Below are 22,202 nucleotides of genomic sequence, written 5' to 3'. Positions count from 1 at the left end.
TCCCAGACAAGCCCCGCACACAGCAACGAACTTGTCGCCTGTACGGAGGTCCGCTCTCACCGGTTAACCCGACCGCGAGATGGGCGACACGACGGCAGGTCTCCTGGCTTGTGAGTCATCGCTTCCCCCTCTCCTTCCCGGCCCATATGGGACCAGTGGATTATGAGGCGGTCGCTCGTCACTTACAGTTGCGGGTACAGCCACGGTTTTGCTCCTGGCTCTCGCCATTTGCGCACCGCGTTCCCTCTTCGTCTTCGGCACCACCGAAGAAACCGTCTGGCAGTGCTGATACTTTAAAGCATGTGCCTTGGCAAGGCCTCTAAATCGAGAACGCACTTTAGCCCATTTGGGTCATGCGGGTCCGGCGGCCACCTACTAGCCTCTCCTTATTGCGGGGGTTCGTAATGGATGGGGAAAAACAATGGATACCAGAATTGTCACTTATGCTGCCGCTGCCCTTATGGTGGGTGGCCTTTTACAGGCACCACATGCAGCCAACGCGAAGTCCTTCAAGGCGAAATACTACAAGGAGTGTTATGCTGGTGTGAAAGAGGTAGCGCCGCTTGTAACTCCAAAAGAAAGCCTGCAGAAAAAAGCAGGCAAGCTTGGCGGGCTTTTTGGCTCTGTCAGCAGCCTTGCCGGGCTGGGCGGTGCCGGTGGCAGTATGGTCAAAGCGGCCAATACAGTGAACCAGATCAATAAATACAGCGGCATCATCGACGACGTGGCCGGCTTCAGTGCACAGATGCGCACAGACCACCCCAACCCGAACGACCGGTTTGCAGCCTATGGCGACCAGATGAGCAGTGAAGCACATGACCTGTCGGACGTAACAGTGGCCGTGACCGCTTCGCAGCAATGTTATGGCAACGAACTGACCACGCTGAAAGCGGAAGTGGCAAGCGGAGAGCTTAAAAAAAGCAAAGCCAAAAAACACTTGAAGGAAATCCAGGCCGGGGTGCGTGCATCGGGGGACGTTTTGCTGCTGGCGATTAACCGGCTGAATACCAACTTGTCATCCTACGACGAGGCGCTGGCGGGTGAAAAAACCTATATGGCAGAAGGTGTACACGCGATGGCGGGCCAAGGCTTGCTGCAAAACGCAGCGCTGAAAACCGGTAGCCCGGCGGTCGCCTATGTTGGTATGTCGCATCTGAGTACGCTATCCGGCCTTGCAAGCTTTGCCTCGACGAAAGCAGACACAGGCTCCGGCATTGCAACCGACAATACCAGCTATGCCGGGCTGGAATCCCTTGCCGCCAGTAGCCAGAAATATCTTGAGCTTAATGAACAAGTTCGGGAAACTGCTGAAAAGCAGCGCCTTCTGGAACTGGAGGCGAACAAGGGGCTCGACTGAGCCCCTGACACGCCGCCCCTATGTATTGAGTTTAGCATCAGACATTCAGCTAGTCGGGTAACACCATGCAAACCGGTGACACTAAATCAAGCGCGCGCCATAACGAGGCTGCCATTGTCATGGCCTTCTACAACTTCGCGTCCGAACCTGAAAACTGGGATCAGGTTCTAGACATCATCGGCAAGGCTGACGAAGAAGCGCTTGATATTCTCAAGGGGCATCTGGATCAAGCCGCGGAACTGAGCCAGAAAATCTTCAACGGTTTTCAGGACAACGAATTGCACGACACCGACTATGGCATCGTGGAGATCGACAGCTACGACATCATATGTGCATCCAACCGTACCGCCCGTACGCTGCTCTATGACTATCTGACCTCGACACTGAATGAAGACAGTTTGGCATTCAGACATGAAGAACATCAGGAGGTCTTCATAAATGCCCGGGACCGCCTGAAAAAAGGCGAGGCGCATTCAACCCTGATGCGTTTTGACCTCAAACGCGAAAAGACAACACTGCTTGCTGTCCTCATGCGCAACCCCGAAGATGAAAGCCTTGAACCGGCCAAGGCTAAAAAACGCGCAAAGCGCCTGAGGCTTGTATTTTCGCCCATCTCAATCGCGACCGATAACGGTGAAATCCTGCGTACCGAGCTTGGCCTCACACATTCGGAAGCTCGCCTTGCACTGCAGCTTGGTACCGGGGCCACGATGGCGGACGCCGCAGAAGACCTGAACATCAGTATCCACACCGCACGCAACCAGCTGAAGGCAATATATGGTAAAACCGGCCTGAAGCGGCAATCCGAGTTGATCAAACTGCTTATCGAACTTGGCCTTCTCAGCCGTATCCTGATCGACCAGCGCCATACCTGGACAGGCCCGAACGGCCAGCGCGATGCTGTCGCCATGGAGCCACGGAAATATTATATCCTGCCTGACGGCCGCAAACTGGCGTACCGCCTGTACGGCAAGGTGGACGGCCACCCCGTGCTGGCTTTTCATTCCGGTCTTGCATCCATCATCCCGCTGATGTCGCAAAATGAACAAACAGCACAGGCAGGGCTTGCCCTTTATGTGATTGAGCGGCCGGGTTTCGGCATGTCGGACCCGTGCAAGAATTACAGTTTTGACAGCGTAACACAGGACGTGGCTGACTTCGTTGAAGGCAAGGGTTTTGAGAAGCTGTCCATCATGTGCGAGGCGTCCGGCACCGCTTTTGCGCTCAGTACTGCCCTCAGGCTGAACGGGAAAGTATGTTCCACCACGCTGGCCGCCGCCGTGCCGGAAATGCCGCAAGCCTTCCGCGAGCGCAACGCCAACTTCTTCCAGTTTTTTTATCACCGGATCAACCAGAACCCATGGGTACTCAAGGGCTTCTGGAGAATTTTCAGGAATGGCTATAACTACAAGATGGGACGCAGCCTGATCACGGAGTTTTATCCACCCGGCTCAGCCGATCGGGTATTTTCCGAAATTCCGCTGATAGAAGAACAACTTATTCACAACACGCGCGAAAGCCTTGTCCGGACCAGCGATGGGGTCAGCACGGAAATGATCTTCCGCGCAGGAAAACCGCCCATCGACATCAGCAGGCTCAAGACACCGCTTATCGTCTGGCACGGTCGGGAGGACTGCCACGTCAGCGTTGAGGACATCACGGCTTATACCAGCAACACCGCCGGCGAAACCCACATACGCGTGAAAGAGGATATCGGCCACACGGTTATGTTCAAATACTGGGGTGACATCATGGAAGATATCAGCGGGTTCGTTCATCGCTCTCAAGCTCTCTGATCCATGATTTTATCCCGTATGCCTTACCTGCCCCGGTAAGGCCCTCGCCCCCAGGGCTCCCGCCTTGGGGGCGCACTGCGTTCATCCGCCATGGCCGGTCATATGATTTTCATTGCCCTACTGTTGAAGGGACACAGCAACAGCACCTTGGCTGAGCGAACGACCTTGCCAAATTCCCTGGCAATTGTGGCCGTATCATCGCGGCCCTTCATTGCTGGCGCTGCACTCTCGCTAACCTTACTGATGTTGATCTGGTTCGCCTGAATTCAGACAATGACGCCAACACATAAAGTCACCGATATATTGAGATTGGGCGGAGCCCCCACCAAAGGACGCTGGCTTTAGTATTCCCAGAACCACTTAAGCCGCAAACTACTTCCCTGCCGGGGGCCGAGTTCGGTTTCCACCAACAGGTTCTTCGAAATATCAATTTTCAGGCGCGTCGCCGTTTCACTGCTCGCCGTGGACGTCTCAACCTCGAGATAGATATTTTTTCGCAGATATTTACCGCCGGTGATCGTCGTCGCGGACTCATCCTCATCTTCCGTGCGACCGAATGACAGTGTATCAAGGCCAAGCCCGCGCCGGAGTTTACCAACAACATCAAAGCTTCCGCCACCCCTGAGGGTATCCATCGCCACCACCAGTTCCGCCAACTGGAAGGCCGACAGGTCAGAAACCGATTTACCCAGCAGCACCCGTGACATGATCTCATCTTCTGGCAAGGAAGGCGTTGACGACAGCGTGAATTCGGGTGCCGAGGACGGACCGCTGATCTGCAACTGCGCTTCAAGGTTCGGGGTCGTATGCACGGCAGTGACCGAAATGTCTGGGTCGATGGTATTGCCGCCACGGAAGGTCAACTGACCATTGGTGATCTCGAAGCTCTTGCTGCCAAAGCTGAACGACCCGTCCCGCACGCTCATGCTGCCGGTAAGCTCGGGATCGTCGCTGGTGCCCCCAAGCAGCAGGTTACCCTGCCATTCGCTCTTGAGGCCCCGTCCCTCAAAGAAAAAGCGCCCCGGCACCTCAATGGACACCGAAAGATTAGTCGGCCGGTCCTGCTGCGGTTCGGTCTGTACGCTCAGTGCTTCCAGCTCTTCCGCACCGTTGATCTCGATCACATCGATCTCCACCACGCTGCGCGGTAATTCCTTGGGCATTTTCACCCGCATCGGGCCGGTTTTTATCTGGCCCGACAAGGTAGCGGCGTCCTCCGTGCGCTCATACACAAGGGACGCGGAAGCAGTACCATTCAACTCGTCAAGGCGGGCGACGCGGAAATCGGTCAGTTCCGCGGTCAGACGACCGGGGAAAGCCAGCTTGGAAGACAGTTCAAATTCACCCTCGCCGGACAGTTTGCCTTCTTCGCCGTCATTGGCTCGTAGCTCTGTCAGGTCGATACGGTCCTGCGTGCCGGAAACCCGCAGCACATCAATTTCGGCCACAAGGCCCAGCGGCTCATATTCATAATGACCATCCTTGAGGTCCAGTTGCCCCTCGAAAAGCGGGTCCGCCAGATCGCCGGACAAGGTAAGTTTACCGTCCAGAGTGCCTGTCAGGAGATGCTCCGGCCGTCGCGCCAGCAACCAGATCGGCGATACGTCACCCTGCCACACAAGCTCCATCGCCAGCGGCGCGCCTTCACGGATAGCATAGCCCTGCTGCCCCTCAAGCCGTTCGTACGGCAGGTCCCCTGTCAGGCGGCCAAACTCTTTACCGGCCTCGGTGATGGTGCCGTCAAATTTGATTGAGCCTTTTTTCATCACCGCCTGCATGCTGCCGGCATACTCATCCGGTGCGGCCGCAAGGCGCCAGCGCGGCAAGGTCAGCTTCTGGAAGTCAATCGTGACGTTTCCGCTTTCGCCGCCGTCCTGCCGGTCAAAGCGGGCCGCGATGTCAACGCGGCCGGTCTCGATCGACCCCGGACGCACCACATTCACGGCGGACAGGGCCAAACCATTGGCGTTGAGAGTCATGTTCAGGTTTTCGCCGGTTGCCGAGAATGTTGCGTCAAGCGTGCCGCCCGCCATATCCATCACCGGCACCTCGACCAACAGGTCCTCCTCGCCGCCCCACCGAACAATGATGGGGTCTCGCGTCGCGGCGGTCGTCCCACCGTAGGCGGCATTGAAACCGATATCGGCACCGCCCTTTTTCGGCCGTACAGATGCTGCCAGCTCAAAGCGGTTTCCGTAATAGCCTTGCAGCTCTGCGGTCAAGGGGGAACTGTCGGATGACGTTCCCTTCAGGCGCAGGCTGTCAATTTTCTGCGCGCCATAGGTTATATTGCTCGCAATAAGGTCAGCCTCGTAACTGATGTTTTTTGCCTGTTTCTTGAAACCGGCGGTGCCTTTCGCCATCTCCAGCGTGAAGGGAAAACGCCCGGGCTGCGCGAACCGTACCTCAGCCATATCAAGGGTTATGTCGGCATCAAGCTCATCTCCAATCATTGTAATGGCGAGGGAGATGGTGCCCTGCCCGCCCAGATCCAGATTGTCGTCCTTCAGTTCCTGAAGCCGGGCGTCAAGGTTCGCACTCAGGCCACCTTCACTGCTCCATGAAAGCGCACCATTTGCCTGCGCGCCCGGTGCGTCCATGCTGATCGCATCCAGCGTCACCGTGCCATCCGCGATCAAGACCGGGCTTGAAATTGTTGTGGCTCCCACCGGGCTTCGGGCTTCAAAGGTAACGTCGCCCGAAAGCCCGCCTGTACCGCCGGGCGCCTTCGATAGCGCGAGCCTGATGGCAGGGTCGGCAAACAAAACCCCATAGGCGTCGATCTGGGCAAGTCCTGTCTCGAACGTCACAGTCGGGGCAGCGCTGTCACCGGCAACAGTGCCGGAAAAAACGGTTTCCCCCGCCAGCACCGCGCCGTCGCCCACAAGTTTTTCAAGTGCCCCCACCTTGCCCTTGAAAGCCAGATCCAGCGTCGCCCCGCTGACCGTACCCTGTGTTTGTAAACTCAGGTTGGAAGACGCCAGGGTCGCGCGTTCAATGGTCACGCCACCACTGGCAAGCAGCACACCGGCTTCCACCTTTGGTTTCGGGCCCAGAAGTTCCGCAACGGCAGTGCTTTCATACGTCACACTCTGTCCCGTGACAGTCCCCTTCAGCCGCGCGCCGCCGTCCGCGCGCCCTGCAGACGTGACATCCAGCCGCAATTTGCCGCCCGTCAACTGGCCGTCATGCCAGCGATCAAGGAAAGCAACAGGAATATCGGCCTGCCCCGCCGCCGATTTCAGGCCTGTCTCATCCCCTTCCGCAACCACAGCACGTGCGGTAAGCGCCTGCCCTTGCACCGCGCGCGCCGCCGCCCGCCACGCCCGCGCATCAATGTCATAAGCCCACCTGCCATCTGTCGCCGAAATGCGGGTTTCATTCAGCCCCGGTGGCGTCATGGTGAGCGCCAATGTCGCCACATCACCGGATAACTGCCCGCCGGAGAACGCCGCAGTCCCTGTGGCGTCAATCCTCGTAAAGGGCATATCCGCGGCAACAAGCCTCTCCGCCTGCGCATTGTAGCTGAGATCTACCTGACCGCCAGCAAGGTTCAGCACACCGCGCAACACCACCTTTTCAAGCAGTATCGTGTCGGTCGAGAACCGCGCCAGTTCAAGATCAACCTGGCTGTCTGTTAGTGTCAGTCCGTCCTCAAGGGCCGCACCACCAGCAAGCCGCAGGTCAACCCCATCAGCCTGCAAGGTCAGGTCAACACGCATTTCATCCACGGCTTCGCCTTCTATGGTCAGCTCAACATTTGCCGCCCCGCCCAGAAGGGCCTGCAACTCAGCGGGGACAAAAGCATTCCGGCTCTGCCTGAGAACAATCTGACTGCGTGCCAGACTACCACGCCCTTCGCCTTCCAGCGCCAGCTTGCCCGGCACGCTTGCCGTCAGGTTCCCGCTCCACTCGCCTGCCGTGCCTTCTGCGTCAAGTTGGGCCGCGAGACTGTCTCCACCACCAAGCCCCAGAAGACCTGTGATCAAGCCGCCAGCGCGCGCCCGCACGTCTGCCTTTGCGCGGAAAGTATCGGCGCCATCCGCCCACTCAAAGGTGGCGGCGACGCGGTCGGTTTGGTCCGCATTCACAAGTTTTGCGTCGCCGTGGAGGCTGGTGCCGTCATATGCAGCGTCTGAAAGCGCAAGCGTGTAGCGGTCGCCGTCATAAACAGCGGGCAAGGACGCGCTGTCCACCCGGATGGCAACGGGCAGGCCGCCACTATCTGTCTGTTCTTGCTGATCCGCGCCTTTCGGCAAGCGTTTAACTGTTACTACGTCACCACCAAGCGCCGTGATATGTAGCTCTCGCGACAGCAACTCGCCCGGCAGCCAGCCCACGGTTACCTGAGGGGCCTCAAGCCACACGCCCTCTTTGTCCGCCACCGTCAAACCGTGGACGGAAAAACGGGAAAACAATTCACCGTCAATCCCGGCCACTTCGATGTCGAGGCCTTCAGCGTCGAGGTCGCTGCTAAGCCGCGTTGCAAGCCACGCCATGCCAGCTTCTGACCCGAGCCACAGGAATAAAGTGCCCCCGCTGGCAACAACCAGCAGCACCAACACGCCAAGCGCGATAGCTGCACGCTTTATGATGCGGCCCCAGCCCCGATTGGGGTTATCCGGTATGTCTGGCGTCGCACTCAAAACGCTTGTCCGATGCTAAGGTAAATGGCGACGGCGTCCTCCCCCTCGCGCCGGTTGAGCGGGAAAGCCACATCAAGCCGCACAGGGGCCACCGATGTATGATAGCGAATGCCCATGCCCGTACCCCAGCGGAAGCCGCCAAAGTCAGGTGTTGTGCTATTGTAGACGGCACCACCGTCAATGAAAGGAACGAGGCTGATGCTTTGGCTGATGCGCACACGGGCCTCAAATGCCAGCTCTGCCACCGACCGACCGCCAATCGGGTCTCCGTCAGTGTCCTTGGGGCCCAACTCCTGATAGGAAAAACCACGCACCGAGCCGCCGCCGCCAGCGAAGAACCGCTCAGACAATGGCAACTGATTTTCACCGGCACCAAAGGTGGCGCCCGCGCGGGTGCGCGCCGCCAGTGTGACACGACCCAAGGCGTCCGGCGTCCAGTAGGCGGACGCCTTCAACTCATTGGTGAGGAACAGGAAGCTGTCATTGATAAGCGATACATTGGGCTGCGCCCGCAAATGCAAGCGGATGCCGTTTTTAGGGTCCAGGAGTGAATTGGTGGTGTCATAGCCAATGCCCGCTGGCACACCAAACAGCACATATTCATCATGCTGGCCATCTTCACGCACCTGCGTTGCCTTGCCGCTCAAGCCAAGCGAGACGACAAATTCGTCATTCAGGCGTCGTTCAAGGCCCGCAAAGCTCTCGAACAGATGCGCCTTGTAGGCAGGCGTGCTCTCGCGGCCCAGCCGGGAATTCAGGATCAGGGTTTGGCCATAGCGGCGGAAATGCGGTTTACGCAGGTCACCGCTCACGGATTGCTCGCTCTCACCAAGCTTGGCAGAGAATTTAAGGTTTTCGCCCCGCCCCCAGGCATTGCGATTAGACCATGACGCCTCGGCATCAAAACCCTCACCGGTTGAATAGCCTGCCCCAAGTTCGATGCGCCGGGGCGGTGCTTCCTCCAGCGTCACCTTGATGGGGGCCGTGTCCGCCTTGTCGGTACCGCTGGTGTTGTCAGGTTCGCTGACCGAAACAGAGGTGGAGCGAAACAAGCCCGACGACATCAACCGCTTGCGAAACTCGTTGACCTCCGACTGCTGCACCAGTTCCTCATCCGACCATGGGATCATACGGTCAAGATAGGAGGCCTCGGTGCGGTCAAGTCCTTCGTACTGAACGTTACCGAACTTGAGCTTGGGGCCGGTGTCAATGTGATAATGCACGGTCATGCCAAGGGTGGCGTGGTCGACAATCACTTGCCGGTCGTCGGCCATCGCAAAGGGATAGCCTTTATCACCGAGAAAAAACAGCAGTTGCTGCTCTGCGGCAACAATATCCTGCGAGCGTGCCGTCTGCCCCACAATCAGCGACGGCGCTGCATCATCAATGCTGACCTCCGTCCCGTCCTCGACAAATGTGGTGGTCACCCCCTCGATGCTGTAACGCGGGCCCGGCCGCACAAATACAACAAGTGTGACATCATCGCCGACATTTTCGACCCGGCTGTCGAGCGCAGCGTTGTAATATCCTTCGGATTTCAGGACCCGGCGGAAGGTTTCGATATCGCCGTCAAGGCTGGCGTCTACCCGCGCAAGTGAGGCCATGCAATCACCGTCCTTCTCCTCAAGGCGGGAGACCGACAGCAAAAGCTCCTTTAACGACTTTTCCTTTTCGGGGACATCCAGCGAAAAATGCACCGCAAAGCCGCTTTTCCCGCACGAAGGCTGCGCAGCGGCTGGCAGAGTGAGCATGAATGAAGCAAATATGGCGGCGATGTTGGCGCGCACCGAGTTAACCCCCGGATTTCTTAATGTCAGCATAGCGTGACTGCCAGCACTAACGGCAAAATGTGGCGGTTACAAGATCACACTATACCGAAAACCACGCGAAAGGAACGCTTTCAAGGCAGTTTGTTTGCGCAGGCAGGCTGGTCATAGAAGAACAGGTGCCAGGCTATTCCAGAAGCAATTAGCACGAGGGGCGGACCGCCGCACCGAGATCGCACCCATCAGGTATGTAGGGCACTTTCACTGTCTGGCCTTTTTTCCACAAGGACGTCTTCCAACAGAACAGCATCCAGCCCCGTTGTCATCAACACCGCCAACGCATCCTCCACCGTGTGCACAATCGGCTTGCCCATGATGTTGAAGCTGGTATTCAGAACCACCGGCAGACCGGTCTGCCGCTCAAACTCCGTCAGCAGGCTTGCCATCCAGGGGTTCGACCCACTTTCCACCGTCTGCAGTCGCCCGGTGCCGTCTTCATGCACGACGGCGGGTACGCGCTCGCGTACATCGGCACGCCACGGCAGGGTGAACGACATATAAGGTGACGCCTGCGCGCCATCGAACCAGTCGGCCACCTGCTCCGCCGGGATAACGGGCGCAAAGGGCCGATAGGCTTCCCGCCCCTTGACCGCACGATTTATCCGATCCTTCATGGCCTTGGGTCTGGGGTCCGCCAGAATGGAGCGCTGGCCAAGCGCCCGGGGGCCAAATTCAGCACCACCACGCATTACGCCTATAATATGCCCCTTCGCCAGCCTGTCCGCCACGAGAACGGCAGCGCCTTCCCCAGCCGATGTGACCTGCCCCAAGCCAGCCTCCGTCACGACTTTTTCAATCGTACGCCGGTTCGGACGACTGCCAAGGAATGGCGCCCCACTACCTTGTGGTATCGCCTGATGCGAATGATCGGCCATCCAACCCAAAATTGCCGCGCCAAGCGCATTACCGTCGTCTGCGGGCGCCGACGGCACAAACACATTATCGACGGAAAAGCGGCGCGCAATGGTGCCATTATATGAAGAGTTGAGCGCACAACCGCCAGACAGTACCAGATTCCCGCCACTGTCGGGCAGAACATCTTCTAATATCCGGTCAACCAGAATGCCGTAGGCTGCCTGCCCTGAAGCGGCAAGGTCCGCCGCTTTCATGATCGGCTCGCCCGCGAGGCGGGTAAACGGCATTACCGCACGACGGGCAACATCGAGGGTTTCCTCCCCGGCAAACTGAAGCCGACCGCGGTCCACTACCAGCATCGAAACCAACGTTTCCACGAGCGCGGGCACCGGGCTACCAAAAGCAGCCAGCCCCATGACCTTCCATTCTTCGCCAAGGCGCCAGTCAAAGCCACACAGGCGGGTAATCCAGGCGTAAAGGGTACCCAGGCTACCCGGTCCCCATGACCGCCATGCCCGTTTAAGGACACGGTCCTTCATGGAGAAAAGCGAGACCGCACCCACCTCTCCTTCCCCATCAATAACAAGGCAGGTAGCATCCTGATACGGCGCGCTATAACAAGCCGCCGCTGCATGGCACAGATGATGGTCGAAACGCCGTACCTCTGGCATTTCCTCGCTAATACCCAGCCGCAGGAGCGTGGACCCGGCGTAAGTCTGTGCCGTTTGCTGAAGCCCGCGCATCCAGCGCCCGTCTGCACCGGCAAGAAGCGCATTGGAGACCTGCACCGGCACATCGGCTTTTACACCCGCCCAACTGGAGGAAACGTGCAAACGGTCGTGCGCAGCGCTGAATCCAACCTGTTCAAGCGCGCTGGCAAGATGCGAGACATGGTCCGGCGCGATACCCCACGCCCGTTTATCCTGCATGAAGCGTTCACTGGCTTCGGCGAACACCACATGCCCGGTCTCGTTCACCAGCGCGAGCGCGGGATCATGCCCCGATGTCGACAGACCAAGATACCAACTGGTCATTGCGCCTCACCCGCCGGTGCCTTAGTTGATCGACCTGTCACTGGGCACGTCTCCCGGATAGCCGATGCTGTGTATTCGGAACAGGGCATTCCAACAATCTTGTCGCCACGCGCCAAGAGCACATGCGCCTTATTCCGTCCTCGTCGACCAATAATTTCATACTGTTTATACCTCGCCCCTCAGGTATTCGCCTCACTGGATGAAACCTCATCAAGCTGTTTTTGCAACTGGCGATTACGCAACAGAAGCTCCTTGAAAGCGTGCTTCATATCAATGTCTGCGGTGTGTGTGGCAACCGGGCAGGTCACGACCGAGCGACTGCCATCAGCAAAGCGCATGACGACACGTACGCTGTCGCCAGTCTTGATCGGGGCTTCACCCGCCGCGCTCCAGACATAGATACCTGCGCCACTTGCGAGCGATGCGTTTTCATAACTCTCCAGCACCGGTTCGCCGCAGCATACAACTGTACCTTCGTGAAAGACATCAATACGTTCTGGCCTGGGGGTGCACCAACCCTGGACGCGTATTTCTTCAAATGTGGAACTATAGGAGGCCAACATGATGTCACCGTAGACGTCACCAACCATATGTTCATTTTGCCGCTTATCCGCTTTTTCTTGCATCAGCGCATCAAAATCCACCCGCTCAAAAACGTCGAGCTTGGTCGCGCGGGACGCGTTATATATCTTGCGACCAGCCCGCTCGAAGGCATGTTTTGCTTTTGTGAAAGCAGCTTGCTGCAGATCAAGCCGTGGCATGGTCCACTTTTCGCCCTCCGGCCGATAGCCTTTATGGAAATGGTTCACTTCATCGCTGTTGATAATAACAGCCTCGCCTTTCACCGTTTTCTCGTCGGAAAGGGCCTTGAAGTTGAAGCTGAAATCCAAGCCGATCAGGTAAAGTTCTTCAATCCCCATATGGAAGGCCAGTTGCATCATGAAATAAACCACGGTGTACCCGCCCGCCGCACCTTCACTGACATTTTCACTAAACTCGAACACGCGGTTTTCGCCGTTATAAATCGGCGTGCGATTCTTGACAAAAAAGGTGTTGGACAAGCCTGCATATTTACGCCGCAGATCTTCCGGAAAGAAATTCACAGACGGCAGTGAGGACCAGTCAACAACCAAGTTTTCATAGACGAGTGAATCGATGATGGAATAATAGGTTGGCCGCCAATCGGTTTCATCAAACGCCAGCGTGATCTTGTTGCACGCGAAGGTGATTTCATCCTTAAGGAAGTCCAGATCGCTTATTTTCAGGCTTGGACCGGTGGCTACGATGAAGGCACGTTTGCCCTTGTGGATATTGCGAAAATCCTCGAGTCCGTGTGCATAGCGCTTGCGTTCACTCGCATAATATATGCCCTTGCTTGTATGCTTTGGCACCACACGATTTAACGCGACGCTGCGTTTCGCCCGGTAGTCGATAGGCAGATGAAGGAAAATATTGTTCTTCTCGTAGAAACGGTTCACTTCCGGGATCAGAATATCGGCAATGTAGCGTTCCTGTTCAAACGCCTCGTTGCCGACGGTGTTATTTTCGCTATGGATGCGGTAGGCACCCAGCGTTTCCGTGATAGCCTTGCCTTGCCCGAAGCTGATCGCCGCGCGAGTGAGAAAACCGTCTGCACATATACGGAACGCCCGCGGAATAGGAAAAACGACCCGCAATATTTCGGTAGGGAATGCCAAGCCGGCCGTCGGGATAAAGGGGCCCGGTATCCTGTTTTTTTCCTTCCTGCAATGATTGAGGATATCCCCCTCCAGCAGAGAGGCCCTGAATTGTTCCTGGCTGACCACAGTGCCATAACAGACGTTCAGTCGGTGCTGGAACAGCGCATACTCGCCCCCGGCCTTATGCTGGTCAAAGACCTTGCGAACAACTTCGACCTTGCGTGGGAACCAGAAATCGTCGGCATCCATAATGCAGGTCAGGTCGCCGCGTGCCCTCAGGATACCGGTATTGAAGGCCTGGCCCTGCCCGGCGTTCTGGTCCTTCAGGACCAATTCAATCCTCGGGTCTCGCTCCTTGAATTCAAGCAGGATATCCCGCGTGCCGTCCGTTGAGGCGTCATCCACAATGATCAACTGAATGTTTTTATCCGTCTGATCCAGGATGCTTTCGATCGCCATCGGCAGGTATTTTTCACCGTTGTATACACCCAGAATGACGCTGGTAAGGCCCGGCTCAAGATTATCCGGCCAGCAATATCGGCTATCAAGCCGCTCGGTGTTTTCATCAAAGTCCCCGGTTATGCGATGAACTTTTTTTGCGTTCGCTACGTCAATGCGGATTTTATCGGTGTGAATGTCTTCGTCACCGCGGACAAGTGCAAGTTCAACCTCCAGGCTATCCGCCGCACAATGTTCGGCTTGTAGCAGCACCGTGCGCCTGATACCGGCATGGTCGTCCAAAACCCGGGCAAAGTGGGCGTCTACATCAGGGCGGTGGTGGTTGGGTGTGAGGGTGACATAAGCCTCACCATTGATTCGCAGAACCAGTTCGTCATCTTCATCATTCACACACCAGCCAACGAGCAGGAGGCTTTCCTGCGTCACAAAAAAAGCATTTTCCAGTTTAACCGCGCTTGTCATCGCTTACCCCATTTCGCCATATACCCGATGACCGGGCATCGCCTGCCTGATCAATCGCGATTACAGGCTGTTTTCTCGTTTCAATTTCTCGCCCGCACCCCAGCCCCGCCGCTTTCGCCCCCTGTTTCAGAACAGGGTAACAGGGCGAAAAGCGTATTGTCAGCAGGGCCCAAACTCAACGTCAATTGCGGCATTACCAACACCGCATAGTGCAGTAAAAATTCAAGATTGCATTCAAAAAGGCCTTAATCTTAAGGACTTACCTGAGGATTGCAATGCCAATTCATTCATCCAGACTTTCAAATTGATCTACTCGCCGTGCCAACGAGGCGTTATGAACCCTCACCAGTTTTCTCCGCCGTGAACTCAGCGGTGAAGGTTGCGCGCTCCTCCTGTCTTGTTCGGCGGAAAAGCTCTTTGAAAGCCTCATTTTTGCCGGTACGAACGATCTGGAATTCAGTCTCAAGCAGCAGGTCCGCAGGTCGCTCCCTGCCCAGGAAGACAAAAATGCTCGACAGCACGCCCGCCGTATCCGACGCGAGGTCTTCGTAATATATCCTCAATGGCGCGATCCCTTCAGACAGGAAGAACTGCTCCCACGCGTTTTCCAGCGCCATGATATGGTCCAGATGCGCCTTTATCCCCGCTGCGGAAAAGGGCACTAATTCCACCGCATCTTTATGGGCGTGATAGGTTGTGTGGAAATATCGGGATTCAGTTGCGATATAGCGTGAAATGGCTTGGTCCAACCTATCGCGACGGGTCAGATATACGTAATGGGCGCTCCTGAAATAATGGTGGAAGGCACCAAGATAATAAACTGGCAGAAACTGCATCCAGTCCGCTTTCGCGGAAAACACGCCCCCGGCAGCAATGTTCTTCTCTATTCTGTTCCTGACAAAATCCTCAAATGTCTTCAACCCGAACTGGCGCGTAACATCTTCGATCGAACCGCCGGTGTAGCGAAAATGCTCGTGCGCAAGCCCCAGTCCGTTATCACGCAGAACGGACCCCAGATACTGGCTGCCGGAGCGCGGTGTCATACAGATGAGGAGCTTGGTCAAGTCATCATATGACGGCCCCTCAAAGGCAGGGGTTTCAACCACGTTGGCGATCGCATCGCATGTACGCTTCACATGTGCATCATGGCCACCAAACATAGTTTCTCATTCTCCTTGGAAGTGCCCCATATTCCATCACGGTAAAAATCGACATGCGCGGCGGGCCCTTAACCAGCATTCAACATGGCACTGATGAAACCGTTCGCGAGTGCCGTCCTGTGCCACTCGTCAGCCTCATGCCTGTGTTCTTCACCAAACCAGCCATTTTTACACATCAAAGAACAGGTATATTGCGCCAGCGGGTTCTCCTTGAGCGCAGCAATTCCCGTCCAACGCGTCGCATGCTCCCGGGTGTCAGCCTCCAGACGGCCCGAATACACCAGCCAGCCGTATAGCGCCGCAGCTTCAACATTGCCCCTTTCCGCGGCCCGGAGCAGGAAGAAGCCACCTAGCATCTTTTTGGGACGCTCGTCGCAGGCCGTGCGAAAAATATCAGTCGCAATCATATTGTATAATTTCCCGGTGTCGAAACCGCTTCTTGTCAGTTCAAGCTTTTCCTGGATAAGGGAGAGCATCTCGTCATCCACAACGTCGGCCTGACTCTCCCGTTCCAACATTTGCCTGAAATGCGCACCGGAAAGTACATCGATCTTGCCATCCCATGCCTGGTCATCCGTTTTGGGAAAGTGCACGACGCTTGGTCGTGGCAGAAGTTCAACGTCTGGCGTCCTCTCTTGCATCTCCGCAAGCTGTGCGGCCTCATCATCACCCCATACAGGTAATGCATCTTCACCCCGCGCCTTGACCTCTTCCAGGATACGCCTGTACCGCCCGCCAAGGTCACTGTCGTCCTCGAACTGACCTTCGAGCAAATCATCCAGTGCTCTCTGGCTGTTGAAAAGAGCTATATGGACCGTAAAGTTTGACGCAACGGCGCCAACACGGATGGCGCCGCACGGTGCCCCGCCGAGGACACCAAGCACCGTCAGCCCCAGCGGGGCGCTGTCTCTCTCCTCAATCAATTGGATATTGTTGTAAAGCTGAAGCCAGTAGAAGGTCAGGAAATAGAGAATATAGTCGGGGATCACACGCCCTGCACTTGCCGCGCCCACCACATGCTCAGAAAATCCCATGACATTGACGCGTTCAAAGAGTTCCGCAAGACGAGGATAAGCCTTCAGGAAGGGCTGCGTCCATAAGCGGTTTTCCGCACCAAAGCCACGGAACAGGCTATCGTATACCCCTTCAAAATGGGTCATCTTGAGGAGATCCTGCTTCAAGCCATAAAAAGCAAAATCCGCCGCATAAAAAGGTGACGTAGCCACCACCGCCATCGCAACGACTCGCCGCTCAAATACGGGAGCATCACGGCCTAACCGACGGCATGGCGATGGCCCCGCTTCAAGACATTGCCGAAAGGCCTTTAACAAGTGGGCTGTGCGATCGGTTCTTATTCTCCAGACCGCCGCCCCATCGGGTATTGCCCGCAACCCCTGTAACATAGCCTTGTGCTGGGCCCATGCGTTGCCGGAAATCTTGAACTTGGGCGGATAACTTTCAACCAGGACAATTCTCAGCCTGGCCAGGTCTGCGCGCAACCCGGGGATGGCATCGACTTCGCCAAACCAGGTAGAAACCACGATACCGTCAAGCAGACCTTCCGTTGTTGCCTCGACCATCTGGGCGACCGTGATCCTGAACTCAAGTTCGTCGCGTAGCAGCCCGCAAATGAGAACATAATTGGGGCAATCCCGTTTTTGCATCTGGAAAATCCGCATCCTTTGTGTTGGCGGTCACCCGGCCCGTGAAGTCGATCCGGTATGCGATCACTTGTTACCCTGTGCCCCAACGGCTTTCGACAATGCCGCGATCAGGGCATGGCTTTCTTCCCGCTCAAAATAGCCACCAAATGGGCATTGCTCCTTTGTACGCTCCGAAAGGCCGAGCGTTGGAAACTCAAGAGGAGAGTTATAAAGATGTATTTGCACTGGTCGCCAATTGCTCTCCAGATACTCACCAAGACTGTTGATGATCCTGACCCACCACTCCTCGTACCGGTCCGCCCGAGCGAGGACTGCCTTGTTATAACCGGTAAGCAGAATTTTAAATACGCCGGGATGATCATGCAGGTATTTGTACACCCCCTCCGTTACAGCGGGTCGACCAGCAGCAAAAAAGTCGTCGCAAATTACGATGCCTTTCTCGCCAAGCATTTTTTCCGCCTGCTGCAGGTCCCTGTATACGTCAAGCATGGAGTGCCCACCGTCTATATGAATGAAGGCATACTGGCCGCGGTTCTGCACCGCATAGTCATACTGCAGTTCTTGCGACATGCGCATATCGATAATGACGTCCCTTTCGAAGTCCATCGATGGTGCGATGTCCGTCAAGTTCCGTGTAAGCTCCTCAAGCACATCGCCCTTCAAGCCCGGGTCAACGAGATGTAAGCGCCGGCGGCCGTGAAGATACAAGCCAAACAGCATGGATGAGCGGCCACGATAAACGCCGATTTCCAACACATCACCACGCACACCTGTGTCGTTCAAGGCCTTCAGGAAGTAGGCCATAAGTGCCGCCTGTGGGGCGGTCGTGCAACCCACCACTTCCCTGAAGCCATAATAACGTTCCAGGGAGGCGTCTTTTGACATGTTCATAAAATAACTCTCAATCGCTTCGGCCGGGCGAAAACATTACATCTGCGCCCGGATGATTAGTTGTTGTTTAAAACCTATAATGGCAGCTCACCGGTACCACCATTCTGCTGAGAAACTTCCATCCACTTCTGCCAGCTTTCGCTGACAGACGTAATCTTATGATCCCGAAGAAGCACAGCCAGTTCCTTCTGAGCCGCGACGTCTCCGCGAAGGGCCGCCTTGTGGTACCACTGGGCGGCTGAATCAAATTCACCACTACTTTTCTGGACATCCCCCCAAGCTTTTTCCGCAGGACGATAGCGCCCCTCCGCCGCCAGGCGCAACCAATAGTGAGCGTGTCTTTCACTGACAGGGACATCGTCTCCTGTCCTGTATTTTTGAGCGATCGTATAATAAAGCGTCGCAAGATCTGTTTTGACGGCGTTTTCGGTAATGAACCGTTGGACAAAGCCGTGGTCTTCGTCAGGTTCTCCTGCGGACACAGCCCTCTCCAGATGGACGGCAAGCGGGTCCTCCGTCGCGGGAGCATCAACCCAGGTCACATTAGAGGCCAGCCTCAGGGGGGACTGCGCGCTATTATCAAATTCTGTATCGGGAAAATATATCTGCCGGATAGACTTCAACTCGGCGAGCGGTATCGTCCGGCCGGCATATTCTGCGTCTCGCAGCCGGGCGAACGCAGCCTTCATGTGGCTCCCGCCGTCCTCGTCAGGAAAATGTTCCTGAGCCATTGCCTCAATGGCATGGTTGCTATAGCAGGCCGCCTGCTTGGTCATGGTCATGGGAATAACCTTCGACGTTGAGCTTCCCCCATAACCGAAGAGTTGCCGGACCGAAACCCGGTCACTGCCAGTATCCGGCGAGGCGATGTCGAAATTAAAGTACACACACAAAATGTTGGCAGCAATAACATCCATCACCATGTCGGGAATCGCATCGAAATTGCCAGCCTCCGCCATCTCGATCACATATCGCGAGATGGTCCGGCTGTTGAAATACTCAAAAAACTGCCGGAATATTTTCAATTCGCGGAGGAAGGGCCGGGAAAACCACCGAATCTCCGCGTTCATGCTGCCAGGATAAAAAGCCCATTCATAAAACTGGTCCATATGGCAAAGCCGGCGAAGGTCTTCCTTCAGTCCGAAAAAAACAACGTCCGCATGATTGAACGGCATGGAGACCGAAGCCGCCTGAACCGATATTTTCGCCTTCATCACCTGAAAGATCGATTGACAAGGCAAGGTGGGCACCGGGCCGGTCCTGAGACGCTCGACAAAATAATGCAGACGGTGCACCGCTTTGTCAGACCGCAGTTTCAAAACAGCCACACCGTCCGGGCAGTGCGTTATGCCAGCCTCAAAAAGCCGGTGCTGCCGAAAGGTTTGTCCGTTTCCGCCCTCGCGCAGGCCCGGCACCTCGACAACAATGATGCCCCGGCTGACCAGATCCTGCTTCAGGCCTTGCATCTCGCGGAAGGTATCGTTCCATGTGGAGACGATGATGCCATGCAAAAGGCCCTGCTTACGAAACTCCATTGCGGCGTTGATCGTAATATTGAACTCGATAGGTGAACGTATCGCCCCGCAGACAATGGCCCAGTTCTGCATATGAAAAAACCTTTAAATCTCAGATCGTTGGTACAAATCACGCCCTCACCGCAACGGTCGCAGGAAGTCTATGGCGTCGTTCTGTTGACGTCAAATTAAACAAGTGATGCGACAGGGCACAGCCTTCACCTGTTGGCTGGTGTGCCGGATACACCAAAATACGTAATCTGGACCGTGCCAACCGCACCGAAATCAGCCTTGATCTCGCCGTCGGCATCGATGGTTTGATAGGGCGTCAGACTTCCCAAAAGCACAAACTCTCCCCGCCTGAGCCGATAGCCTCGCCCCAGCATCCGGTTTATATGATCAGTGACAAGGTCGAGCGGGTCGGCGATCAACGCCTCAGCGTTTCCGGTTACCATCAGGCGGTCGTTCACCGTCAGCTCCACCGGGAAGTCCACCCCCTTATGCCCAAGCATGATATCGCTGGCGGGCCCTATCACTGTACGTCCGCTGGCGCCGTTATCTGCGACAAGAGCAAGCGGGCCTTCAGTGGTTGCCAGTGTTTTAAAACGTGTTTCCGGGATCTCAAGCGCCGGATGCACAGGCCCAAGCAGGGACAAAGTCTCATCCCGGCCTAACGTTTTTCCGGTGCCCGGCTCGATATCCTGCTGCAACGACACCGCCAGCTCACATTCAACACCGCGATGCCGCCAGCCGGAGACGTCGACGGTGGCCCCGCTGGCAAAAACACGGTCCGCAGGCAGCAAACCAGAGAAAGGTCGCGGCAGGCCCAACGCAGTTTGGGACGCTATGTTAGACGCCCCAAGCTTCCAGCCCGCAGCGACCAGACCGAGCCCGGCTATAAATTGATCCTGCATCATTTCCGCCGCTGAAAGGGTCGTGGGTCTCTCACCCAGCTCCAATTCAACGAACCCACCGTCATACCAGGGCCCAGCCAGCTTTTCTGAAATTGGCGCCATCATCAGAGTATTTCCCAATTAGCTATGAACGACAGGGTATTCGCTTGCCTCATCCCAATAAAGCATGCGATAGAATTAAGTTAAATTTTTCTATTAACTCAATATAATTCAACAAGATGACATATTTCCCCCCAGAATTCTCACAGTCGGTTGCGGCCATTCTGCAAAACGCTGGAAAGCGCTGCATGCGGATGCGGGAAACGCTGAGCCAGGCGGTCTACAACGCCGGACGGGATATCAAACTGGAAGCTGATCAAAGTTTGAACGCAGACCTAGTGCGCGATCTGCAGACGCTTTTGACAATGCCCGCTTTCAGTGAAGAGACCGGGTGGACCGGTGGCATACCCTCTGAAGCTGACCTGTATTGGGTTATTGACCCCCTTGACGGCAGTTATAATTACTGGCGGGGTCAGCCGGCCTTTTGTATCGCGGTCGCAGTGTGCTGCGGCAGGACGCCCCTTTTTGGTGCTATTTACGACATCGCACACAACGAGATTTATTTGGGCGGTGAAAATAGCCCTGCAAGCTGTAACGGCCACCCCATAACCGTTTCGGGCGCGCGTGGGGTGGACCAATCATGCCTGATGACCGGCCTGCCGGTTGGTGGACACTTTGATTCAACCTCACTATCCCGGTTTGCACATGGCCTCGGCAGGTGGAAAAAAGTTCGTATGATCGGCTCGGCCGCCATGTCTTTGGCCTATGTGGCGTCCGGCCGTGCAGATTTTTATCATGAGGATGGTATTTTCTGGTGGGATGTTGCTGCGGGCCTCGCGATTTTGAAGGCGGCGCGCGGCGACTTTCGCGTGAGTGGCGCGCCAGACGCTGACAGCCCCTTGCATGTAACCGCCGGGAGCCCTGACCTGCTGCGGGCCACCGTCGCCAACGAAGAATGCCTCATATGACAAGCGTTGCCGTCTGTTCCCGTTCGTTTTCGGCCCATCCTGTCCTTCGGGCCGAACTGCTGGCCCGTTACCCGGACACCCGGTTCAACGACGAGGGCGCAAGCCTGTCTGGCGACGAACTCATCGACTTTATTGGCAACGCAGAGAAAGCAGTGGTTGCCCTTGAAGTACTAAATGCCCAGATTATCGCGCGCCTGCCAAAGCTCAAGGTCGTTGGAAAATATGGTGTCGGCCTGGACAAGATCGACCTGCACGCGCTTGCCGATGCCGGTATCCGGCTGGGCTGGACCCCGGGTGTGAACCGTCGCTCGGTCGCGGAACTTGTCATCAGCCTTGCGATTGCGATGCTTCGCCAAATTCCCTACGCCACCAGTGAAATCAAAGCGGGGCGATGGCGGCAACACAGCGGCCGCTTGCTCTCCGGCCAGACCGTGGGGGTCGTCGGGTGCGGCAATGTCGGAAAAGACCTGATCAAGCTGTTGCAACCCTTTGGGTGCCGTATCCTCGTCAATGATATCGCTGAAAGGCGGGAGTTTTGCCAAGAGCATGATGCGCGGGAGGTGTCACTCGCGCAGCTTGTTGAACAGGCGGATATTATCAGCCTTCATGTACCCCTGAATGACACAACCCGTAACCTGTTTTCGCGCGACGTCTTAGAAACCATGAAATCGAGCTCTATTCTAATCAACACGGCGCGCGGCGGAATAGTGGACGAGCAAGCACTGCTTGAGGTACTTGAAAAAAACCCGCTGCGCGCAGCCGCGTTTGACGTTTTTGCGTCGGAACCAATGTATGATGACCGGTTTCTGTCACTACCCAACTTCGTCGCCACCCCCCACATCGGCGGCAGCTCAGTAGAAGCCGTACTAGCCATGGGACGGGCGGCCATCAATGGCCTCGACAGCGCAATCGATGCGGTGAATTTCATTGAATAATTT

General features: G+C 56.2%; 13 protein-coding genes and 1 riboswitch. Of the genes, 4 read left to right on the top strand and 9 right to left on the bottom strand.

The genetic code is table 11. The features are described 5' to 3' along the window. Window positions 1–76: 76 nt before the first annotated feature. A riboswitch (cobalamin riboswitch) is annotated at window positions 77–292 on the bottom strand. 129 nt (window positions 293–421) lie between these two features. After that, window positions 422–1,357 carry a hypothetical protein gene (locus OEU85_RS05020; protein ID WP_262690355.1) on the top strand — a complete coding sequence of 312 codons (936 nt, stop codon included), beginning with the start codon at window positions 422–424 and terminating at the stop codon, window positions 1,355–1,357. A gap of 65 nt (window positions 1,358–1,422) precedes the next feature. Continuing rightward, entirely contained in the window at window positions 1,423–3,153 is a 1,731-nt protein-coding gene (locus OEU85_RS05015; protein WP_262690354.1) for a hypothetical protein, read from the top strand. A gap of 341 nt (window positions 3,154–3,494) precedes the next feature. Here OEU85_RS05015 and OEU85_RS05010 read toward each other — a convergent pair whose 3' ends face one another. The 9 genes from OEU85_RS05010 to OEU85_RS04965 form a co-directional block, all read right to left on the bottom strand. Beyond that, window positions 3,495–7,799 carry a translocation/assembly module TamB domain-containing protein gene (locus tag OEU85_RS05010; protein WP_262690353.1) on the bottom strand — a complete coding sequence of 1,435 codons (4,305 nt, stop codon included), beginning with the start codon at window positions 7,797–7,799 and terminating at the stop codon, window positions 3,495–3,497. Beyond that, window positions 7,796–9,619, bottom strand: coding sequence for an autotransporter assembly complex protein TamA (locus OEU85_RS05005; protein ID WP_262690352.1), 1,824 nt, complete (start codon window positions 9,617–9,619; stop codon window positions 7,796–7,798). The genes OEU85_RS05010 and OEU85_RS05005 overlap by 4 nt, the downstream gene beginning before the upstream one ends. A gap of 188 nt (window positions 9,620–9,807) precedes the next feature. Continuing rightward, window positions 9,808–11,514, bottom strand: a complete 1,707-nt coding sequence (locus tag OEU85_RS05000; protein WP_262690351.1) for a carbamoyltransferase family protein — start codon at window positions 11,512–11,514, stop codon at window positions 9,808–9,810. 179 nt (window positions 11,515–11,693) lie between these two features. After that, the gene (locus OEU85_RS18570; protein ID WP_317277412.1) at window positions 11,694–14,114 is read right to left on the bottom strand and encodes a glycosyltransferase; all 2,421 of its coding nucleotides are present in this window, start codon (window positions 14,112–14,114) and stop codon (window positions 11,694–11,696) included. Window positions 14,115–14,446: 332 nt separating this feature from the next. After that, entirely contained in the window at window positions 14,447–15,274 is an 828-nt protein-coding gene (locus OEU85_RS04985; protein ID WP_262690350.1) for a Stf0 sulfotransferase family protein, read from the bottom strand. A 68-nt stretch (window positions 15,275–15,342) separates the two neighbouring features. Then, a complete protein-coding gene (locus OEU85_RS04980; protein ID WP_262690349.1) occupies window positions 15,343–16,938 on the bottom strand; it encodes an SEL1-like repeat protein in 1,596 nt (531 codons plus the stop codon). A 63-nt stretch (window positions 16,939–17,001) separates the two neighbouring features. Next, complete coding sequence (locus OEU85_RS04975) at window positions 17,002–17,829, bottom strand: class I SAM-dependent methyltransferase (protein ID WP_262690348.1); 828 nt, start codon at window positions 17,827–17,829, stop codon at window positions 17,002–17,004. A 74-nt stretch (window positions 17,830–17,903) separates the two neighbouring features. Further along, window positions 17,904–19,436, bottom strand: coding sequence for a hypothetical protein (locus OEU85_RS04970; RefSeq protein WP_262690347.1), 1,533 nt, complete (start codon window positions 19,434–19,436; stop codon window positions 17,904–17,906). Between the two features lie 125 nt (window positions 19,437–19,561). After that, complete coding sequence (locus OEU85_RS04965) at window positions 19,562–20,362, bottom strand: 2-keto-4-pentenoate hydratase (RefSeq protein WP_262690346.1); 801 nt, start codon at window positions 20,360–20,362, stop codon at window positions 19,562–19,564. Window positions 20,363–20,544: 182 nt separating this feature from the next. Here OEU85_RS04965 and OEU85_RS04960 point away from each other — a divergent pair, with 182 nt between their 5' ends. Next, a complete protein-coding gene (locus OEU85_RS04960) occupies window positions 20,545–21,264 on the top strand; it encodes an inositol monophosphatase family protein (protein ID WP_262690345.1) in 720 nt (239 codons plus the stop codon). Then, window positions 21,261–22,199 carry a phosphoglycerate dehydrogenase gene (locus OEU85_RS04955; protein ID WP_262690344.1) on the top strand — a complete coding sequence of 313 codons (939 nt, stop codon included), beginning with the start codon at window positions 21,261–21,263 and terminating at the stop codon, window positions 22,197–22,199. Before OEU85_RS04960 ends, OEU85_RS04955 begins: the two co-directional genes overlap by 4 nt. The last annotated feature ends 3 nt before the right edge of the window (window positions 22,200–22,202 follow it).

Origin of the sequence: Kordiimonas aestuarii, assembly GCF_025574465.1 — a bacterium.
In the GTDB taxonomy this organism is placed as follows: domain Bacteria; phylum Pseudomonadota; class Alphaproteobacteria; order Sphingomonadales; family Kordiimonadaceae; genus Kordiimonas; species Kordiimonas aestuarii.
This window is presented reverse-complemented; position numbering and strand designations above follow the sequence as displayed.